The sequence below is a fragment of the Streptomyces sp. NPDC005402 genome (assembly GCF_040606575.1).
Lineage (GTDB): Bacteria > Actinomycetota > Actinomycetes > Streptomycetales > Streptomycetaceae > Streptomyces.
This window is the reverse complement of sequence record NZ_JBEXFB010000022.1, coordinates 37,681-55,088: the sequence shown is the minus strand read 5'-3', so window position 1 is coordinate 55,088 and position 17,408 is coordinate 37,681. Positions and strand designations below refer to the sequence as shown.

The 17,408-nt window shown below is 63.6% G+C and carries 17 protein-coding genes and 2 pseudogenes; 5 read left to right on the top strand and 14 right to left on the bottom strand.

Annotated elements, in window-relative coordinates:
* Positions 1-210: 210 nt before the first annotated feature.
* From ABZT02_RS34175 to ABZT02_RS34150, 6 genes are all read right to left on the bottom strand, one after another.
* The gene (locus ABZT02_RS34175) at positions 211-591 is read right to left on the bottom strand and encodes an RRQRL motif-containing zinc-binding protein (protein ID WP_356024587.1); all 381 of its coding nucleotides are present in this window, start codon (positions 589-591) and stop codon (positions 211-213) included.
* On the bottom strand, positions 591-1,580 hold the full coding sequence (locus tag ABZT02_RS34170; protein ID WP_356024585.1) for a DUF2637 domain-containing protein: 990 nt from the start codon (positions 1,578-1,580) through the stop codon (positions 591-593). The genes ABZT02_RS34175 and ABZT02_RS34170 overlap by 1 nt, the downstream gene beginning before the upstream one ends.
* On the bottom strand, positions 1,577-2,230 hold the full coding sequence (locus tag ABZT02_RS34165) for a GGDEF domain-containing protein (RefSeq protein WP_356024583.1): 654 nt from the start codon (positions 2,228-2,230) through the stop codon (positions 1,577-1,579). The genes ABZT02_RS34170 and ABZT02_RS34165 overlap by 4 nt, the downstream gene beginning before the upstream one ends.
* On the bottom strand, positions 2,227-2,514 hold the full coding sequence (locus ABZT02_RS34160) for a hypothetical protein (RefSeq protein ID WP_356024580.1): 288 nt from the start codon (positions 2,512-2,514) through the stop codon (positions 2,227-2,229). The genes ABZT02_RS34165 and ABZT02_RS34160 overlap by 4 nt, the downstream gene beginning before the upstream one ends.
* A gap of 113 nt (positions 2,515-2,627) precedes the next feature.
* The gene (locus ABZT02_RS34155; protein ID WP_356024578.1) at positions 2,628-3,077 is read right to left on the bottom strand and encodes a transcriptional regulator; all 450 of its coding nucleotides are present in this window, start codon (positions 3,075-3,077) and stop codon (positions 2,628-2,630) included.
* Positions 3,078-3,082: 5 nt separating this feature from the next.
* Positions 3,083-3,340: a hypothetical protein gene (locus tag ABZT02_RS34150; RefSeq protein WP_356024576.1), complete on the bottom strand. Its 258-nt coding sequence runs from the start codon at positions 3,338-3,340 to the stop codon at positions 3,083-3,085.
* 561 nt (positions 3,341-3,901) lie between these two features.
* Between ABZT02_RS34150 and ABZT02_RS34145 the strand changes: the two genes are divergently transcribed.
* Both ABZT02_RS34145 and ABZT02_RS34140 read left to right on the top strand, forming a co-directional pair.
* The gene (locus ABZT02_RS34145) at positions 3,902-4,669 is read left to right on the top strand and encodes a helix-turn-helix transcriptional regulator (RefSeq protein ID WP_356024574.1); all 768 of its coding nucleotides are present in this window, start codon (positions 3,902-3,904) and stop codon (positions 4,667-4,669) included.
* On the top strand, positions 4,669-5,142 hold the full coding sequence (locus ABZT02_RS34140) for an NUDIX domain-containing protein (RefSeq protein WP_266526881.1): 474 nt from the start codon (positions 4,669-4,671) through the stop codon (positions 5,140-5,142). The genes ABZT02_RS34145 and ABZT02_RS34140 overlap by 1 nt, the downstream gene beginning before the upstream one ends.
* Here the strand turns inward: ABZT02_RS34140 and ABZT02_RS34135 are convergent.
* From ABZT02_RS34135 to ABZT02_RS34120, 4 genes are all read right to left on the bottom strand, one after another.
* Complete coding sequence (locus ABZT02_RS34135; protein WP_356024571.1) at positions 5,130-5,699, bottom strand: HD domain-containing protein; 570 nt, start codon at positions 5,697-5,699, stop codon at positions 5,130-5,132. The two genes, ABZT02_RS34140 and ABZT02_RS34135, sit on opposite strands and share 13 nt — an antisense overlap.
* Before the next feature lie 11 nt (positions 5,700-5,710).
* Positions 5,711-6,157: a winged helix-turn-helix domain-containing protein gene (locus tag ABZT02_RS34130; protein WP_356024568.1), complete on the bottom strand. Its 447-nt coding sequence runs from the start codon at positions 6,155-6,157 to the stop codon at positions 5,711-5,713.
* A 105-nt stretch (positions 6,158-6,262) separates the two neighbouring features.
* The gene (locus ABZT02_RS34125; RefSeq protein ID WP_356024566.1) at positions 6,263-8,275 is read right to left on the bottom strand and encodes a HEAT repeat domain-containing protein; all 2,013 of its coding nucleotides are present in this window, start codon (positions 8,273-8,275) and stop codon (positions 6,263-6,265) included.
* A 10-nt stretch (positions 8,276-8,285) separates the two neighbouring features.
* On the bottom strand, positions 8,286-9,110 hold the full coding sequence (locus ABZT02_RS34120; protein ID WP_356024564.1) for a hypothetical protein: 825 nt from the start codon (positions 9,108-9,110) through the stop codon (positions 8,286-8,288).
* A gap of 743 nt (positions 9,111-9,853) precedes the next feature.
* On the opposite strand from ABZT02_RS34120, the gene ABZT02_RS34115 reads away from it, so the two are divergent.
* On the top strand, positions 9,854-10,978 hold the full coding sequence (locus ABZT02_RS34115; protein WP_356024561.1) for a hypothetical protein: 1,125 nt from the start codon (positions 9,854-9,856) through the stop codon (positions 10,976-10,978).
* 125 nt (positions 10,979-11,103) lie between these two features.
* Here the strand turns inward: ABZT02_RS34115 and ABZT02_RS34110 are convergent.
* Positions 11,104-11,238: pseudogene (locus ABZT02_RS34110) on the bottom strand (integrase core domain-containing protein); the annotation flags it as partial.
* Positions 11,239-11,279: 41 nt separating this feature from the next.
* On the opposite strand from ABZT02_RS34110, the gene ABZT02_RS34105 reads away from it, so the two are divergent.
* Positions 11,280-12,341, top strand: coding sequence for an IS630 family transposase (locus ABZT02_RS34105; RefSeq protein WP_356024559.1), 1,062 nt, complete (start codon positions 11,280-11,282; stop codon positions 12,339-12,341).
* A 58-nt stretch (positions 12,342-12,399) separates the two neighbouring features.
* Positions 12,400-13,554, top strand: a complete 1,155-nt coding sequence (locus ABZT02_RS34100; RefSeq protein WP_356024557.1) for an alpha/beta hydrolase — start codon at positions 12,400-12,402, stop codon at positions 13,552-13,554.
* A 293-nt stretch (positions 13,555-13,847) separates the two neighbouring features.
* Here ABZT02_RS34100 and ABZT02_RS34095 read toward each other — a convergent pair.
* The 3 genes and pseudogenes from ABZT02_RS34095 to ABZT02_RS34085 all read right to left on the bottom strand — a co-directional run.
* Positions 13,848-14,387 (bottom strand): annotated as a pseudogene (locus ABZT02_RS34095) (DDE-type integrase/transposase/recombinase); the annotation flags it as partial.
* A gap of 87 nt (positions 14,388-14,474) precedes the next feature.
* On the bottom strand, positions 14,475-14,894 hold the full coding sequence (locus tag ABZT02_RS34090; protein WP_356024555.1) for a hypothetical protein: 420 nt from the start codon (positions 14,892-14,894) through the stop codon (positions 14,475-14,477).
* A gap of 1,218 nt (positions 14,895-16,112) precedes the next feature.
* On the bottom strand, positions 16,113-17,252 hold the full coding sequence (locus ABZT02_RS34085) for a pentapeptide repeat-containing protein (RefSeq protein WP_356024552.1): 1,140 nt from the start codon (positions 17,250-17,252) through the stop codon (positions 16,113-16,115).
* Between the last annotated feature and the right edge of the window lie 156 nt (positions 17,253-17,408).

Here is a 17,408-nt window from a genome sequence, read left to right as displayed (position 1 = left end):
TGTAGGAGGTGGGCGGACGGACCCCGCACGGCAGTGCTACGGGGGGTGGCATGGGAAAATCTGAGGCCAGGACGCGGCAGTGCGAGTGGTGCGGCAAGCCGGTGCAGCACCCAGAAAGCCGCTGGCGAAGGCAGCGTTTTTGCAGCAAGGCACACCGCCGCAGGAACCGAATCCTGGACGCTGTCTGGGAGTTCCTGGACATCTGGTAGGTCACGCAGCGCGCTGTTCCTCGGGATAGGCGCAGGGCACGCACATGCCGAGCGAGGTGGGGATGACGTATCCCGCATCCGTGCGGCACTGCGGGCAGGTACGGCGGGCGCGCATCGCCTTGGCGAGCGCGGCCCGCTTGCCGGGCGTCATCGGCCGCACGGGCTTGGCTCGGTCGACGCAGTAGAGGTAGGCGACCAGCGGCCCGCGCCGGTAGCGCGGGCGCAGCACCTGCGCCGCGATCGGCTGACCTCCCGGACGTAAGCCACGGGCGCGCAGTTGGCGACGAGTGGCGAGCCCGTCGGGGGCGTAGCGCCACGGGTAAGTGGGGACGCCGTACTGGCTGCCGCTCGGGTCGTAGCACTTGCCGAATGCCGCGGGCATCAGGCGGCCTCAGCCTCGGACTCCTCGCCCTCCGTGTCGTTGACGGAGTGCAGCGGGCGGCCCTCAGCGCGCTCGGACTTCAACACGTCGCGCAGTGTGCGGGCGTTGGTTGCCGAGCAGTGCACTTCGGTGCGGATACGTTCCGCAGTCAACTCCGCGTCCGGCCACTGTGCGGTGACCGTGCGTGCCTCGGTCAGCAGCTCCTCGAAGGTGCGCTGTGCCTTGGCCTTTCCCTTGACGGGAGTCCGGCGGCGCGGACGCTGCTTGGCATCGGCCGGGGGCGTCGGCGTGGCCACCGGTGGCGGCGCGGGGGTGGTCTCTTCGATGGCGGGGGCGAGGTCGCCCATGCGCAGCATCACGCGTTCGCGGCGCGGGGTCTTGGACCGCCACTTGCGGCCGTACTGCTCGCGCAGATCCGCGCGAGCCAACTGCCGCTCCTTCTCCCGCGCCAGCGCCTCGCTGTATGAGGTGACCTCCCACAGCGTCATGCGGCGCCAGAGTGCAAAGGTGGAGGGGAAGGCGAGCAGCCAGCGGGAGAACCGGATCTTCTCCATGCGCCGGCCGGTGGCAGCGCCGATCCGCACGGCGTAGATATGCGCGCCGATCTCGGAAAAGACCACCCACAGCAGCGGCATGGTGCCGTGGGCGACCTTGGCCGAAAGGGAGTGTCCGGCGGCGATGTTCAACCCGCACGTGATCAGCGTGAGCGCCCAGGGCACGAACCGCACCCACGCGAGCGCCATATCCATGCGGATCAGCAGCAGGTTGGCGACGGTGAATACCGGGATGGCTACGTCGATACCGACCGGCAGCATCCACGGCGAGGCAAAGCCCCAACTCGCGGCGGCAGCAGAGACCGCGTCGAAGGAGGAGATCAGTCCCAGCGCACCGACCGCGGCGGCGGCGAGCGCGCCGATTCCGGCGAGTCCCAGTTCCGGGCGGGTCAGCGGCGGCACTCCGGACGCGGGTGTGTCGGGGGTGGTAGTCATGCTGCTGCCTCCATCCCGCTGGACGTGCCGGGGCGACCGGCGCGGCGGTTGTTGACGGTCCCTGCTTGGGGGGTGAGGTCCAGAGCGGTCAGCCAGTCGGCGCCGGAGTTCTTGGCCGCGTACATCTGCTCATCGGCCAACCGCAGCAGCGTGGACAAGTCCACGTCGTCGGCGCGAGGGTCGTAGGCGACCGCGCCAACGGAGGCGCCCACCGTGAGGGGGCGGCCGTCGACGGTGACCGGCTGCTCGATGGCGCGGGTCAACTCGCCCAACGTCCACGACAGATCAGCGCGACTGAAGACGCGAGCCACCGCGGCGAACTCGTCACCCCCCAGGCGCACCACGGTGCCCCCGTTGATGTCGGCCCATTCCGCGAGCCGCCGACCGGTGGCCGCAATGACCGCGTCGCCGGCAGCGTGCCCGTAGGTGTCGTTGATCTCCTTGAACCTGTCGAGGTCAACGACGTAGACCGCACTGGGACCCCCCGCCAACACCTTCATGGCGCGCTCCGCGAACGCGTCGCGGGTGAACAGACCAGTCAGCGGGTCACGTCGGGCGGTCTCGATACGGCGGCGCAGGCGCAGCGCGTGCAGTGACCATCCGGCCGCCATCGGCACGCCGGCCGCAGCGGCAAACAGCAGCTCACTCATGCCGCAGCCCCCTTGCGCGCCGCACGCTGGCGGGCGGGGCGGACCAAGGGAACGACGTCGAACAGGTCCGGGTTCTCCTCGATGACCTGCGCCGCGATGCGGACCAGGTGGTCGGGAAAGTTCGGGTTGTCGGCGAGGATGTCGCGCGCCGCGTCTTCGCGGGCCGCGCGCTCTTCGTCACTCTCGCCCTCGACCCCGAGCCACAGCTCAACCGGGGTACCGAGCGCGAGTTCCGCGAAGTCCTCGGTAGAGATGGCCTGTTGGCGGCCGATGTACGTACGCATGGCAGTTCTCCTGGCATCGAAGGGATGCCGGGGCGGTCGCGGTCTTTGGCGAGAGGCGACCACCCCGGAAAGGCAACGCCCGCACCGCAGACGCGGGCGGGGCGGTACGGGGGTCAGACGGTGGCGATGATGAGCGCGGCGACCAACAGCCACAGGTAGTGGAAGGACTGGTCAAGCGCGTAGGCGCCGGTCCCGATGTGCGGGTTGTCGTCGCGGCCGGCGCGCGGAGCACCCAGCCGGTAGAACTCGCCCTTACCGGTCACCTTGGCCAGCCATGCGAGCGTGCTGCGCCGGTCAGCCCACCAGTGCGTGGCCGCGTCCATGGCGAGCCCAGCGACCGTGCCGAGCAGCGACAGGCGCAGGTTCAGCAGCCAGGCGACCGGCAGCAGGACAGCAACCTTGGTGGCGGTCAGGGTGGCGACGTGCCGGGCGTCGGCGAGACGGCCGACCCAGCCGGGGCGGCCCTTGTGAGCGGACTGGTGCGAGGTCTGCACCCAGTGATCGCCCACGCTGTGAGCGACGTACAGGGCGATGAACACGGCGGCGAACGTGGCAGCGTCCACGGCGGTCACCGGCTCTCGTCGCGGGACTGCACCAGCTGAATGGCCAGCCGGGCGAAGTGAGCAACGGCGTCGAAGTCCGCGAACGTCACGCCGTAGGTCTCGGCCGTCTGAAGCATCCCATGCAGGATCGAAGCGGCATCAGCCGTCTGAGCGGCCGTCGGGCGGTGTCCGGGGGTGAACTCCATGGCGGCCGACCCAATGCGGTTGGCGATGTTGTCGAGGTCGCTTTGATTCACGGTTCTTCTCCTGGTGTCGAGGGACATGAGGTCGAAGCGGTCGCGGTCCTTGGCGAGAGGCGACCGCCTCGCGGAGCGTGGCGGCGGAGTCAGAGACGATCCCGGCTCCCCTCAGCGCTGCTCGTACGAGACGAGCAGCGGAGGCAACCGGCCGCCGCGCCAGAGCGCGGCGGCGAGGTGAGGTGGTGCGTTGTCTCCTTCATCGCGACCGCGCTCCCGTGTCAGGTAGAGCTGTCCGGCCTCGAAGTAGGCGTATGGAGACGTGACCTTGCGGTCTAAGCCCTCCGGTTAATGCCAAGGCGCCGGGTCGCCTCCCCCCGTCCGATGCGGGGCTCCTGGTCGTGCGCGCGTTCCGGTCGCTGACGCGATCAGAACGAGAGGAACATGTATTACGTGTTCCTCATCTTGCAGAGGGAGGTTCGCCCCGTCAAGCCCTTCGGCTGATGGAGGTCTGCGAGACCCTCGCGCTCGATGTACCTACAGACTGGCGTCGGCAGCGACGACGTTCGACTTCGCGGTTGCGCGGCTCAAGTCGTTCTTAGCTACCGTGAAGTCGAACCAAGTCGTCCCAGGAAGTCGGAGGTTGGCATGGCGAACGAGCGACTGCGCGGCGCGATAGTGGACTTGGGCCTGACGCTCGATGAGGTCGCCGAACGACTCGGGGTCGCGGCCAAGACGGTTGAGCGATGGATCAACGAACCTGAGCGCAAGCCATACCGCCGCTTCCAGTTCGCAACGGCATCGCTGTTGAGGTGCGAGGTGTCGTACCTGTGGCCCGACGAGCGCACGTCAGCTGAGGTCGCGGCTGCTGGCAACGCGGAGTTGGTCAGGCTCTATCCGCACCGGTCCGTCGTTATGCAAAACCTCTGGACGAACCTCTACTCCAAGGCGACCCGTCAGTTTGACCTGCTGGTGTACTCCGGGTTCTGGCTCACGGAAGACGCGTCGTTCCACCGCATCGTGAAAGAGAAGTCAGCCGACGGAGTGCCCATCCGCTTCATCCTCGGGGAGCCCACGTCGCCGGCCGTGGCGGTGCGCGGCGAGGACGAAGGGATCGGCGCGGCGATGGCGGGCAAGATCCGGAACGCCCTCATCAACTACGGCCCGCTCTTCGGTCTCCCTGGGGTGGAGTTCCGGCTGCACAGTACGACCCTCTACAACTCCATCTACCGGGCCGATGACGAGATGCTGGCGAACGGGCACCTCTACGGCGTCGGCGCCTACATGGCGCCCGTGCTGCACCTCCAACGCGTGCCCGGCGGTGAACTCTTCGACGCCTACGCTGAGAGCGTTGAGAAGGTCTGGCAATCGGCCCGCCCGATCTCTTCTCCCGCCGATTGGGAAGGCACTGCCTGATGAGCCGCATCGACTACTTCCGCGACCCGAACGCCCCTCAGGCCAACTCGGTGGTGCCCTCGGTCACCGCGATCGTTCGAGACGACACGGGGCGGTTGCTGCTCATCCACAAGACCGACAACGACCTGTGGGCGCTGCCCGGTGGTGGCCACGACATCGGCGAGCGCATCGCTGACACCGCCGTACGTGAGGTCGCGGAAGAGACCGGGATTGACGTCGAGGTAGACAACATCGTCGGCCTCTACACCGACCCTGAACACGTGCTGGCGTACGACGACGGAGAGGTCCGGCAACAGTTCTCCATCTGCTTCCGAGCCCACCCTGTCGGGGGCTCCCTGCGTACGAGCAGCGAGTCAAAAGAGGTCCGCTGGGTTGACCCAACGGACCTTGACGGGCTGGACATTCACCCGTCGATGATGCTGCGCATCCGCCACGGCCTCGACGACTCGCGGCGAGAGCCCTACATCGGCTGACTGCCGGCGGAGGCCTGCGCCAACCGGCTCTCAACACGCTTCGCCGCTGCGTGAATCTCGGGGGCCGCGCGCTGAATGAACCGCCCGACGATCGTGTCTGGACCGTACCGGTGCACGATCTCATCCAGCCGCTCGGTCGAGGTGGTCTGCGTTCCGTCGGGCGTCGTCGTCATGTCGCAGAAGAGCAGGGCGTCGACCAGGTCCGGACGCTCTAGCTCGAACTCCCCTTCAAGCTCCTGCCTCAGCCCGCGTTCCTCGGCTTCCAACAGGGCGCAGGAGTGGTGGGCCACGAGACGAACGACCCGCTCGTCTGCCTTCTCCTGGTCGCGGAGGAACCGCGCACCGTCCAGGGGATGAAAGCCGGTCGTGGCGATGGCCGGCGAGTACCCGATGTCATGCAGCACCGCGGCAGCTTCCAGCAACTCAGCATCGGCACCCATGATCGGGCCCAAGGAGCGAGCGCGCTTGGCGACCCCCAGCGAGTGCGCCCACCTGCGCGGGAGCGGATCGGACAGCAGCGATTCGGAGAGCGAGTACGCCCACTCAGTCAGTCCCATGACGGCCAAGACTACGGCTGGGCGGTGGACGTCGGGAGAGCGCGTACAGTTCGCCCCTTGCCGTGCACGGTGGCGAGCAGGCCGTTTCCTTCCATCTGGGCAAGGACACGACGCACCGCAGTACGGGAGGCGCCGAAGCGCTCACAGAGCTTCGCTTCGGATGGGTACTTATCGCCCTCGGAGAGTGAGTCCTCCGCGATCAGGTCTGTCATCCGCTCTCCGAGGGAACGTCGATCACCACCTCGGACGACGCGCCACCCGATACCGGGAACTGACTCGACAACGCCTTCAGCCTCCAGCACCTTCAGAGCGCGGCGGACGGTGTTGCGGGAGACGGCGTGCGATCTCATCAGGGCGGCCTCTGACGGCAAGGCATCACCTACACCTCCCGCTTCGATCTGCTGGCGCAGCGATTCAGAGACCTGCAAGTACGTACCTCGCGGACTGGCTTGCGGCACCTAGCTCCCCCCATCCTCGACCTCTGTCACGCCATCCAGGCGGCCCCTCTACTCGTCCAGTTTCCCACGTCAGCCCCAGCGAGCCATCGGCACCTGCCTCCCGTCTCACCGCCCTCGCAACCGTCTCCCCCACCCGCGATGCGGGAGATTCTTGTCTCCGTGAGCACTTTGCCCACTAGAATCCACATCGGGAGCTGCTATTTCTTTCATTACTTCGACCCAGCGTTCCTGGGCATCCAAGTTTGCAGCTGCCCCGATAAGTTGTTGGACCAAGGGCGCCACCGATTCGGCCCACCCATCTGACCGCGGCCGGATATTAAGGCTCTTCGCCAGCACATCTAGCATCCGCGAGTCAATACGTCCTGATTGGACAGCCGAAATAATATAGTCGAGCAAGTTCCTGCGAAGACCGTCACCAGACAATGCAGCCTGTTCCACCATGGAACGAATAGCACCTGCACGAACCCAGCTATCCTTGTCTGCGAAGCGGTCTTGCAACGCAGAAGCGTTGCGTGGAGAGGGATGCATTCCCAAGGCGTGAACGGCACGCCACCTATGCACGGGTGACGCCTTTCGTGAAATTTTCACAAGCTTCTTTGCAGCCTTTTTATCAAGCGTGCACCGCCGCAGAGAGTTAGACAATGCCCAACCTTCCAGCGAATCTTCAACGCACAGCCTCTTGATGAGCTGAGGACTAGCAGGGAAGCCATCCTCAATGCTGAACATTTCCAGCCAAGAGGCGAAATCGGATTCCCCCGTCATCGAATCTTCTACAATCGCAATAAGATCAGATCGACACTTCGATCCCAGCATCATGCTAGAAAGTGTCGACCCATTGAGCCTGAGGGCGTCTTCTACTTCCTCCACGGTGTTTCGAACCGGATCCCATCTCTTCTCGGCCAGCATCGCGAGAACGGCGACTATCATCCCCTTAGAAACTCTCCCGTTTATCAGAGAGTAGCCTGCAGCAGAGTAGTTCCAGTCGTAAACCAAGGATATGAAGCAGTCAGCCCGCTCGGCCCCCTCTATCTGCTCAACCGCGAGCCGGAGAGCATCAAAAGACACCGCCCCCAGCGTAACTTGATCAAAAGACGATGAATTCCAATCCTGAGCGTTGTGAGCCAGATGGCGGGCAACGAGAAAATCATGGAGCAAATGATGCGAAAACCATGCACCCTCATCTTTCACCTTCAAAGTGCCTGACTCCACTAGGCACCTCGTATTGCGCTCGCCAGCGAGCTTGGTAAACCTGGCCAGGTCCACTATCCTGCTCTGATTTTGCTGATACTCATGCATCGCCGCCAGGGAAACCTTCCCCAAGGCGTCGTCTGGGATATCGAGAATACTCCTGTAGAAGGCTTCGATGGTCGCAGCTCCGCTTGCTCCAACAGATTCCGATTCCAACGCTCTATCCAAGAAGAACGGTCGCGTCAGGAGCCCTAGATTTACAGGCAATGCGGTTACTTTACGACTTTTCTCCCAGACCCTCTTTATCTCCTCCTGATGCAAAGGTAGAACTGTAGCCAGCAGCCAACGGTCCGGGTTCATCGCACGGCGGGCTAGGCGGTCAGTAACTACAACACTCAAAAACGGGTAGCGGCGTGCTAGTTCGTCAAGGGCCCGCAAGGCTGGCCCTACATACTCCCGCGAGGCCTCATTGAGACCATCCGCCAGAACAAGCGTGCGGGGAGCGTAACCATGATATTTGAGCACAGACTTAAGTGGAGGATCGGACAAGTTAACAAGCTCACGCATTATGTAGTCTGGGTCCCCGGAAGCCGTACTCGTGGCAGGAAGATCCCTCAGCGGCACCCACACAGGAACGATCTCTGACTCCGAAGCCTTAAGCGCAAGCCGGGCCAGAGTCCATGTCTTCCCACTGCCCGCTTCCGCCGATAGAAGTATTCGCCCTGTCTCAAAAGCCTTGCCCAGAATTTCTTTTTCAGCCCTTTCACCGGACGTCACGTCTGGAAAACGTCCCTGGAAGAGCTCGTCGTATCCCCGACACCAAGCCACTCGCGGCCGAAAGGCGGGTTCATGAGAAATGATTCTCAACGCCTTCGCGTGAACGATCGAGCGCATGCCATCCCAGACCGCCGCCTCTTCGTTTTCGTCCATGCGCCTCGGTTCACCTCAATCTCGTATCGGGCTCATCCTCAAGGAATTCGTTAACCAATTCATGGACGAATGCACTGGCAATCTCCGCAGTCGCCTCCTTGTTCACCTTCCGTTCAGTATTATTACCCTTTGAATTAATCATGTCGGAGATGCAGCGAACTACAAGGAGTCTTGGATTGTACGATGGGTTGTCGCGCGATGCGGCTACAGCGGTACACACGCCGGCCGACTCCATGTCAATCGCTACAGCGTCATCGAAAGTCTTAACGACCCAACGCTGCTCTTCACTGGTCGGATCCCCATATACCTTATCGCCCGCCACAATGCTGCTATCAGTGAGGACCTTACTGCCTCGGAACTGCTTCCCACCGACAGGGTTCTTTCGGTTTCGCTCCTTCCAGTCATATCCAAGATGGGCCGCATGGTATTTGTGTAGCCTTATCGACGGGTGATCGTATGGGACGAAGCGGGTTTGCCTGCCATGCTTGCTCAGCTTCGCAAACGAGCAGTAGTGGATATACGGAGGAACCACAAGGTCACCGACAGAAATACCTTCTCTGCCATTGATTCCGCCCGCAATCCCGCAAAAGACGATGAGCTCCGGCTGCATCCGCTCAATTAGATCTTTGGTAGGGTCACCAACCATCAAGTTTCCCCGACCAACCTGACAGTGAATCACGTCCGGAAAGTCCGGGTCAGCATCAGGGGCCGCGTAAAAGTCATACTTGAGGTGCCTGCCAAGGTTGCACCTCTCGCGCACAGCCCACGTTTCCTCAGCTATGGCAGTGAGTATTGCTACGCGAGCATGCGCATAGCGGCCGTCAGTCTTTGGCATGTCGCCACCCCGCAATTCACGCTTGCGGGCCCCATGCAGCCCACTAACCACGCTACTGCTGGCACTCCCCGCGTGCATCTCTGTGAGCCTCTGTGAGAGCTTCCCCGGCCCATGCCACCCGAGGCCTTGCCGACTGCGTGGCTGACTGGGCGAAGCGTGCTGCCACACAAACCACCGGTCCTGGTTGACGCGACGCGTGCCGGGGCGAGCCAGCCTCAGTTCAGCATCCGGCCCACGCACGGTACGCGATAGAGATCGACATGGCGCAACGCTTCCGGTCGAAAAGCAGCAGGTCATGGCCCGTTCCCCTGCCCGTCATGGCATGCCCTCCGGAGCCGTGTGCGCAGGTTCGAATCCTGCCGGGGGCACTCGCCAGTCAGCCAGCGTGAATCACGCTCTGACCAGTGCGGATGCCGACTTGAGAGAGCGGGAGTCAGTCTCACTGACTCCCGCTCTTTCTCGTTGTCTCTCAGCGTTCGCGACACACCTCCGACACACTCGTCAACAACAGGACTGAGGGCCTGAGGATCAGCATCCACACCCCAGCCGCTTCAGCCTCAACCGACAGAGCCGTGTCGGTGCGTGAGCGTCGTACCAAGTCGCTCGCGCCCAAGCGGCGAAGCACCGGCCGACTACGGACGGCGAACGCCCGATCAGAGAAGTCGAGACACATCCTCAAACGAGGATGAATACTGTTCCGCATGGCTAGCCCAACAACTATCGCAACCGCACCCTTTCGACGGGTGGCAATTGCTTCCTCCCGCCGCATCATCCGCGACACCATGCAAGCGGTCGATGACTTGCCGGGATTTAATGCGATACAGCGGAGAGAGTTGCGCAAAGATGTACGGCGGATCATTTGCCGCCCTCGGGTTGCGACTATGCATCTCACTCAGCTCTGGATGCCTGCATACTACCTCGTAACCTGCATATCATTCTTTGGCATTCTAGCGGGAACGCTGGCATGGACCAAAGAAGCAGCCGTGCGCCCCGCCAGCATTGGCTTTGCAATCGGAGTAAGCGCAATGGCGGTTACCATGCTCATCTCTCGCACACTCAATGGACGATACCGTCGCATCCGTCTCTTGAGAAACTATCTCAATTCATCGTTCTTGCTTTACCTCTTCTCCGCACTGTCTTACTCTGCTCTACAGGCATCTTGGGCAGCCGCAACCGCGATGGTCGCAACATTTCCAATGTCACTTTTTGTGGGAATCTACTCATACTCGGCAATAATTGCATTGACCGTGCGTCGTCGAATGGGCCGGACCGGAAACATATATAGGATTGCCGCAAGGTCGATGCTTGAGACGGCTGCGTTGATTTCACGCAGCCGCACACGGTGGGACTCTCCCCAAATTTCACGGAAAGCAGTGGCATCCATCGAAGATCTCGCGAGGGCCTGCCAGAACTCACTTACACTACGACCTCGTATAGGTTTCTGGCACGCTGACGTCTTCTCGCAGACAGCTACTGAGGCACTTAAGGTCGCACACTTGGTGCGAGAGCACAAGAAGCCAATTGTATGCGCATCCATGGAAGAAGATTTCGAGAGAGTCGCAACGTCACTATCACATGGGTTCATTGCTCTACTAAATAACGACCGAAGCAAACTTCTTGAGAACGCTCCTGAAGCCATCCGTAAAGACCGCCTCAAGATTGCACTTCGACACCTGCTGCCAGTAGCACTGTTCACCGCAGCAGCTATCGCACTCCCAATGATCCCGCCAATCTCCGACCAGGAAAAAATCGCCGAAAGCCTGAGGCTAACTTTCATCGTGGCAGCAATCCTTTCCCTTGTGGCACCGCGGAGCGATTCCTCCACGCGGATCCTTGATACGCTAGAAAAATCAATTCCATCTAAGTAGCACTTAGCCAGCCGAGGCGGTTCGCGGGCAATAAATCACCCGCAGAGACCGCATGAAATAGAAGCTCAAAACTGCGCACACAAGCCTCCCAAAGTGGCCACCAGGGCTCGCTTTGGGAGGCTGTCCTAGTTGTACTGCCCAGGGAGGTTGGTCAGCCTGGTGATGGGTGGCTTGCCGCCGATTGCGGTGTGGGGGCGGTGGTGATTGTAGTGATGGAGCCAGGCCGGCAGGGCTTTGCGGCGGGCTGATTCGCTGGAGTATTTGATCAGAAACGGTTTGGGTTCTGGGTCGTTGGGTGGGTGTGAGCGATCTGGTGGTGGACGCGCGACATCTGTCGCCGTCGGCTCAGGAGGCCCTGCGGCTGCGGGCGGTGGCCGCGCTGGTGGCGGGACGGGACCGTGAGGACGTGGCGGCGGTTTTCGGCGTGTCGCTGAAGGCTGTCGACGGGTGGTGGGCGAAGTGGCAGGCCGGCGGGCGGGAGGCGCTGGTCATGCGTCCTCGTGGCAAGCCAGTCGGTGTGCACCAGGTGCTCGGGGAGGCCGAGCAGGTCGCGGTGCGTCAGGCGGTCCTCGATCACCGGCCCTGTGACGTGGGGCTTTCCGGTCAGCTGTGGACGCGGCGGTTGGTGGGCGAGCTGATCGCGAAGCTGTACCGGGTGCGGCTAACCGAGGTGGGGGTGGGCAAGTACCTGAAACGCTGGGGGCTGTCCTTCCAGCGGCCGGACAAGCGGGCCGTGGAGCAGGACCCCGATGCTGTCAGGCGCTGGCACCAGGAGACCTGGCCGGAGATCCGCGCGAAGGCGAGGAAGGGCGGCGGGGAGATCCTCTTCGCCGACCAGGTCGGGATCCGCTCGCCCCAGGTCACCGGTCGGACCTGGGGCGAGAAGGGGAAGACACCTGTGGTGCCGCGGAGCGGGAACCAGTTCACGGTGAACGCGATGTCGGCGATCAGCACCAAGGGCCGGATGCACTTCATGGTTTTCACCGAGAGCTTCACCGCCGAGGTGATGTGCCGCTTCCTGGACCGGCTCGCCGGCCACTTCGACCACAAGGTCCATCTCGTGGTCGACGGGCACTCCGCCCACCGTTCAAAGAAGGTCCGCGACTGGCTCGCCGCCCATCCCGACGACGTCGAACTGCATTTCCTGCCGCCGTACTCACCCGAGCTGAACCCCGACGAGCTGGGCAACGCCGACCTCAAGCACGGCCTGCCCAAACAGCACCGGGCCCGGAACCAGGCCGAACTCGCCGCCGAGACCCGCCGCTTCTTCCGCGGACGCCAGCGCCAGCCCCACATTGTCCGCGGCTACTTCGGCGGCCCACACGTCCGCTATGTCCTAGACGAGAACCCCATGAGTTTCTGATCATGAGGGAGAAAGGGCCGCTGATTTTACCAGAGTTGACGCGGGTACGGTGGTCACCATGCCTATGGGATACATAGCGACGACTGTGCTCATCGCCTGGTGCACGTTCTTCGCCGTCGTCGCACCGCGCCGGCCCCGCCGAATCGCGGGAACGAGCTTCTGGTTCGGCATGATCATCAACGAGGTGCCCCACTTCGGCATCTACTTCCTAGCGGCATCCACGGCACTGGCCGCCGGTCAGGGAGACCTGGGATCCACCGGCGCCCGAGCGACCGTGGCCCTCGCCGCCCTCACCACCCTCGCCCTCGCGTACTCCCTCTGGCTGGGAATCCGCTCGGGCCGCTCCATCGACGACGCACTCGACGAGGGCCTGGGTGCCGACTGGCGCGACCGCGTCCGCATCCCCCTGCGCCGCCACCGCCCCTGGCTCCGCATCCTGCTGCTGCCGGCGTACATGAAACAGCGCGACGTACGCGTCGTCCGCAACCTCAGCTATGGCGACGCTGGCCGTCACAACCTCTTGGACCTCTATCACCACCGCGACACCCCGCAGAACGCCCCGGTCCTCGTCTACTTCCACGGCGGCCAGTACACCAGCGGAGCCAAGAGCCGCGAGGCACGCCCCCTGCTCCAGCGCCTCGCCTCCCAGGGCTGGGTCTGCGTCAGCGCCAACTACCGCCTGCGCCCCGAGACGACGTTCCCCGGCCACCAGATCGACGCGAAGAAGGTCATCGCCTGGATGCGCGAGCACGGCACGGCCTACGGCGCCGATCCAGCCAGGCTCTTCGTCGCGGGCAGCTCCGCCGGCGCCAACATGGCCGGCCTCTGCGCCCTCACCCCCAACGACCCCAGGTTCCAGCCCGGCTTCGAATCAGCCGACACCACCGTCACCGGGGCCATCTGCTTCTACGGCTTTTACGGTCACTACTTCGGCACCCCGCCCGACGAACCCGCCCCTCCCATGCAGCCCCAGGGCTACATCCACCCCGCCGCGCCGCCCTTCTTCATCGCCCACGGCACCAACGACGCCCTGGGCACCGTCGAAGGCGCCCGGCACTTCGCCGCCCAACTGCGCGCCGCTTCCCACAACCCCGTCGTCTACGCCGAACTCCCTGGCGCCCAGCACAACTTCGACATCTTCCGCTCCCCCCGCTGCGAGGCCGTCGTCGACGGCGTCGCAGCCTTCACGGCCCGGACCCTAGCCACCCCCTGACCAGCAGCCCGTGACGGCCCGTCCGCCGACGGGATCACCCCCCGGAGCCCGCCTCAGGGGAGACCCTTTCAGTGATGCCGCCAGTCGGTAACGCTCACGCACCGTCAACGAGCCTGAACCCAAAGCGTTTCGGATCAATGAGCTTTTTCAGCGAGTTCTCCGGCGGGTGAGGCCGCCGAGCGTGTTGACGTGGCTTCCAAGCAGGCCAGTTGCTGCTCTGGCTGGGCCGAGCCGCTGTCGCAGCGTCACCCGATCGGTGGCCACTCTGAAGAAGCTCAATAGAAGCGGCCCAGTGCCCAGCCGTCGGCGAGGGTGCGGTGGAAGCGTTCGACCTTGCCGTTCGTCTGGGGCCGGTAGGGCCGGATCTTCTTGGGTGTGATGTCCAGCTCGGCGCAGGCCTGTGTCCAGTGCCGGGAGCGGTAGGCCGAGCCGTTGTCGGTGAGGACTCGTTCGATGCTCACGCCGCGGGCGGCGAACCAGTGGACCGCGCGGCCAAGGACACCGACTGCGGTGGCGGCCGTTTCGTCGTCGCAGATCTCGGCGTAGGCGACGCGGGAGTGGTCGTCGACGACGGTGTGGACGAAGGCGGTGCCCAGTAGCGGTCCGCGGTATTTGTTGTGGGGTTTGCCGGGGGTCGCGGCACGATTCTTGCGGCCCTGGGTGCCGCCGACGTAGCGCCCGCCGCCGCCGTCGGGCACGTTGCCGAGTTTCTTGACGTCGATGTGGAGCATCGCGCCGGGGTGATCGTGTTCGCAGCGGCGGACCGGCTCGCCGGTGGCGCGGTCTATATGGGACAGCCAGTTGATCCGGCACCGGGTCAGAACCGCGTGCACGGCGACCAAACGGGTTACGGTTACCACCCAAGGCTGGAACCTCAGGCAAGATGGGGTGTTTCTTGCTGTTGGTGAAAACACCCCGCCTTAGATCTCAACGGGATCGTACGTGCCGTCATGGAACTTGAAGGTCTTCACCTCGATGTCGCACTCGTCGCGTATGTAACCGCCGTAGCCCCGGCGCGCGACGTGAGGAGCGATCAGCTCTAGCAGTGCGTCAAGGTAGAGCGTGAGGTCATCGACCCAGTAGATGCGCACGAACAGCTCCCACTCGTATCGCTTCCCCGATGACGTGAACTCCTGCACCGTGCGGCGTAGGGACACGATGTCGCCGCCAGGAAGCCGGTCCTGGCCCGAGAGAAGCAGCGGGTACGGATGATCGTCTGGGTCCAGATCATCCGGACCTTCGTCGTCAATGCCCATATGCCAGCGCAGGGCCGCCAGAACCCGGGCAGGCGTGTCGTCGCGCAGGAAGCAGGAGAAGACAACCTCGTAGTGATCACTCATAGGGCGCATTGTGTCCGACCGCACTGACACCGCCGTGTGGCCGGCGGCAGGGCGCGTGCCAGACGCATGCCAGATCGTGTGGGGAACCACAGGGAACGCCGGGGAGTCAGCGCATACGCCCATCAGACGCCGAGTCCTTCTCCCCCAGGTCAGCGCATCAGTGGTCCCAAAAACACCTTTGCTTCCCAAGCTCAGAGCGCCAGCTCATGCTGACACTTCCCGCCAGAAGTGGGATTAGCAGCGATCGAATATTCCTACTTACCCTCGCGAACGTTCGCGAATTGATCAAATATGACCAGACCGCCATAAACCGCTGCTCGCCTCCTTGCCCTCTGGCCAACACGCGCGTTGGGGGGATATGGCCTGGCAACGACCCGCCTGGTTGACCATGAACGTCTGGACGTAACGTCCGGGATCGCTGCGTTGGTTCTCAGCGGCGTAGGCATCTACCTCATGGTTCCTGCGTCGCCCACGCAGGCGTCAACGGGGTACGCGATCACAACGCCCGGTGAGGCGGACCGAATTGGGCTCTGCCTCCATTCCGTCAAAGGTGTCGGCCAGGTGCCGAGGGAGGGGACGCTGTGGCTCGTGGTCCACGGGGCCGGTAACCGCGGCTATTACTTGTCCCGGCAAGTCCAACAGGACGCCAGCGGAGATGGCTGGGTCGCTAGCTCCCTCCAGGTCGGCAACGCGGCGAGTCTTGAGGGTCAGCAATACGAGCTGATCCTTTGGCGCCTCGACCCCGGGCTAACAGACGTAGTGGATCACGTGTTCACTTCGGAAGGCATGCCGGTGTTCGTTGGACCGCCGAAGGGGGCTACCCCGGTGGCGCACACGACAGTCAGTAGGACAGCCGACAAGTTCCCCTGCTGATAGGTCTGTACAGGACCCGGATTGCCGCGTGGCTACAGTTCGACAAGTTCAGCAGCCGGGCCGGGCGGCCGTCTCAGTTTCCGTCTCATTCACCGCGGTTCGCGGACGTTCGGGCTCGCTCACAAGCCCACTCCTGCGCACCGCCCATCCTTGCATGAACGCAGGTGAACGAGCCCGAACGATGCCCACCAGGCCGCCACCACAGTTGGAAAGCGTGTTGTTCCTGGGCACCGTCCTGACAGGGTCTTCCCCGTCGAGCTCTGGCCGTGCGGCAGGAGGGCCGCTCGCCACTGTGGTCCCTTCCAGCCAAACGAGCCGACGCCGACTCCAAGATGCGAGCAGGAGTTACAGGTCGATTCCCTTGACCAGCTCAAGTCTGGAGGCCAAGAATTCACTGCACCCAATGGCGTGCACCAGGTCGCCGAAATCCGCACCTCTCACATCGATCTCCGTGACCGAGGCCAGGAATACATCAACATACTTCAATGTCGCTTCGGTCAGATCGGTCCGCGCCAGTGTTGCCATGCGCAGGGTTGCGTGCGTGAGTGTCGCACGCGGCAGCCTGGCGTCCGTGAGTGTCGCCCGGACCATGAAGGCTCTCGTGAGGTCGGCCTCGTCCAAAGAGGCCTCGTTCAGCAATGCTTTCTGCAAGTTGACCTCCGTCAGCGTCGCGCGCCGCAGGTCTGCTCGCGTAAGGACCGCACCGCTCAGGTCGGCCTTCGCCAGCGTGCTTCCAGCCAACTTGGCTTTGGTGAGGTTTGCTTGGCGGAGGTCGGCGCCCGCAAGGTGGAGGCCGCGGAGGTCGAGGGTTTCGTTTGGGTCAACGTGAATGCGCAATTTGGTTCGTGCAAGGGCGGTGAGGGCCGCTTGCACATCCGCTTCGGGCCGATGAGGCAAGGGATTGACGTCAAGGCGGGGGGTGGGTCCGGGCGCCGGGGTGACTTCAGGTGCGTGGCGCCGAATGAAGCGGCCGAGAGCGCGCGCAGTGTTGGTAGCGGCTTGTTCAGGTGCGTCTTGGGCGATTTGTTCAAGTTCGTGAATGCTGGCAATGCGTACATCTATGTCCGGCGATGAGTTGAGCCGTTCGAGGTTCTTGGTCCAGCGATCCGTGATCTGTCCGTGGCGGGTAAGGCGGTAGGTACGCGCGGTGTAGAGCACTGTGATGGTCGCGCCGAGGGCAGCAACGAAAGCAACGATGGCGGTGCGGAGCCCAGTTACAAGCGTGGCGGATCCGTCGGCGAGTGCTTCGCGGTCGAGATACCCGGCGTCTAGGACGTAGGGACCGCGCCAGACCAGCCAGGGCAAGCCGGTGAGCAGGACCAATACGCCAACCGAGATCAGGGCGATCGTGGCCCGCCGGCGCAGACGAACTAGTCGTCGCGTGCGCAGCTGGCGCCGCTCCAGCTTGGTCATCATCCGCCGCTCGAAGCGCCTCGCCTGGAACCTGTTGAGGGCCCGGAAGACGTACCAGAGTCTTTCCTCCATGCCCAGTAGATGCCTACCTGGTCCCGGCCGGTTGCGACTCCGCACCGGATACGCCTCCTACTGTGGCGTGTTCGAGTCCGGAGGGCGAACTCCCAAGCCAGCCTGCCGCTGTCGCACCTACCTAGCCGCCTTCTGGTCACGCGTTCGGCGGCAGAC

Excerpts from the sequence above, each read along its gene's own strand:
- ABZT02_RS34090 (WP_356024555.1), bottom strand. The coding sequence starts at position 14,894 with ATGAGTGATCACTACGAGGTTGTCTTCTCCTGCTTCCTGCGCGACGAC.
- ABZT02_RS34150 (WP_356024576.1), bottom strand. The coding sequence starts at position 3,340 with ATGTCCCTCGACACCAGGAGAAGAACCGTGAATCAAAGCGACCTCGAC.
- ABZT02_RS34125 (WP_356024566.1), bottom strand. The coding sequence starts at position 8,275 with ATGGACGAAAACGAAGAGGCGGCGGTCTGGGATGGCATGCGCTCGATC.
- ABZT02_RS34160 (WP_356024580.1), bottom strand. The coding sequence starts at position 2,514 with ATGCGTACGTACATCGGCCGCCAACAGGCCATCTCTACCGAGGACTTC.
- ABZT02_RS34170 (WP_356024585.1), bottom strand. The coding sequence starts at position 1,580 with ATGACTACCACCCCCGACACACCCGCGTCCGGAGTGCCGCCGCTGACC.
- ABZT02_RS34175 (WP_356024587.1), bottom strand. The coding sequence starts at position 591 with ATGCCCGCGGCATTCGGCAAGTGCTACGACCCGAGCGGCAGCCAGTAC.
- ABZT02_RS34120 (WP_356024564.1), bottom strand. The coding sequence starts at position 9,110 with ATGCCAAAGACTGACGGCCGCTATGCGCATGCTCGCGTAGCAATACTC.
- ABZT02_RS34085 (WP_356024552.1), bottom strand. The coding sequence starts at position 17,252 with ATGGAGGAAAGACTCTGGTACGTCTTCCGGGCCCTCAACAGGTTCCAG.
- ABZT02_RS34145 (WP_356024574.1), top strand. The coding sequence starts at position 3,902 with ATGGCGAACGAGCGACTGCGCGGCGCGATAGTGGACTTGGGCCTGACG.
- ABZT02_RS34140 (WP_266526881.1), top strand. The coding sequence starts at position 4,669 with ATGAGCCGCATCGACTACTTCCGCGACCCGAACGCCCCTCAGGCCAAC.
- ABZT02_RS34165 (WP_356024583.1), bottom strand. The coding sequence starts at position 2,230 with ATGAGTGAGCTGCTGTTTGCCGCTGCGGCCGGCGTGCCGATGGCGGCC.
- ABZT02_RS34135 (WP_356024571.1), bottom strand. The coding sequence starts at position 5,699 with ATGGGACTGACTGAGTGGGCGTACTCGCTCTCCGAATCGCTGCTGTCC.
- ABZT02_RS34100 (WP_356024557.1), top strand. The coding sequence starts at position 12,400 with ATGCCTATGGGATACATAGCGACGACTGTGCTCATCGCCTGGTGCACG.